Consider the following 1,353-nt stretch of genomic DNA (forward strand, 5'->3'; position numbering starts at 1 on the left):
ATCGACAGAGAAGATGGGGATGCGTCGCTTCCGGTGGCGGTCTGACTCTGACCTCGATTGACGCCGGCGGGTTGTCCTTGTGTGGATCTGTCGGCTGTTGCTGGGAGTGGCGCGTTTGACGTCACCGACGCGACGGCCGTGACTTCATAGGAGCTTGCGCCACAAGCCCCCATCTCTGTTTTGTCCAACCGTCGACGCCGGTGGCGCCACCCATCCACCTGGAGTAGAGGACGGCAGGAACAAGCATGACAAGTCAACCGGGGTTTCGTCACATTGTCGGTGGGGTTGATACGCATAAGCTGACCCATCACGGCGCGGTGCTCGACGCGGGCATTGGAAAATTGCTCGCCGACAAGGAATTTCCCGCGACCCGCACCGGCTATCGGCAACTGCTGTCGTGGATGAGCTCGCACGGCACCGTGCTTAAAGTGGGCCTTGAGGGAACCGGTTCCTATGGCGCTGGGCTGCAACGCCATCTTCGGGCGCAGGGGATCACGGTGATCGAGGTATCGCGGCCTAACCGGCAAGCTCGGCGAGCCCGAGGCAAGTCTGACCCGATTGATGCGATCAATGCCGCTCGAGCGGTGCTCAGTGAAGAAGCGGCCACCATCCCGAAGGTGCGCGATGGATACGTCGAGGCCGTCCGTCAGGTCCGTGCGACCCGCCGTAGCGCGGTCAAAGCGCGCAGGGCAGCGCTGCACCAAATTCACGGCCTGCTGTGGTGTGCGCCTGAAGAGCTTCGCGAGAAGTTATCCAGTTATGACCGAGCTGCCCTGGTCGCGCGGTGCGCACGGCTGAGAGTCCCGGCAGCCGGCGCACCGGGTGACCCTGTGGTGACGGCCCGCCGGATGCTGCGCCGGTTGGCTAAGCGCATCCAGATGCTCGACGTGGAGATCGCTGACGCTAATAGGGAGCTCGACGCCATCCTCGCCCGCCGGGCGCCCAATCTGCTCGCGGTCAATGGCGTCGGAACCGAAGTAGCGGGACAGATTTTGACTACGGCCGGCGAGAATATCGACCGGCTCAAGTCTGAAGCCTCCTTGGCGCGACTGTGTGGTGTTGCTCCCATCCCAGCCAGCACCGGAAACACCGCCCGCCACCGCCTGCACCGTGGCGGAGACCGCGATGCCAACAGTGCCATTTACCTGATTGTCGTCAACAGACTGCGATGGCACGAACCCACCAAGCGCTACCTCGAACGCCGAACCCAAGAAGGCAAAACGAAAAAGGAAATCATCCGCTGCCTCAAACGAGCCGTGGTCCGCGAACTGTATCGGGCACTCCAAGCCGACCTAAACCGACAACCAGAGGTTCTTGACGCTGCATAGGAGCATCCACACCATCCCCTACGCC

The 1,353-nt window shown here is 62.4% G+C and carries 1 protein-coding gene; it reads left to right on the forward strand.

The window, feature by feature from the left end:
• Window positions 1–245: 245 nt before the first annotated feature.
• Window positions 246–1,328: an IS110 family transposase gene (locus tag N415_RS30235; protein ID WP_068189962.1), complete on the forward strand. Its 1,083-nt coding sequence runs from the start codon at window positions 246–248 to the stop codon at window positions 1,326–1,328.
• The last annotated feature ends 25 nt before the right edge of the window (window positions 1,329–1,353 follow it).

Origin of the sequence: Mycobacterium sp. UM_CSW, assembly GCF_000455205.1 — a bacterium.
In the GTDB taxonomy this organism is placed as follows: Bacteria; Actinomycetota; Actinomycetes; order Mycobacteriales; family Mycobacteriaceae; genus Mycobacterium.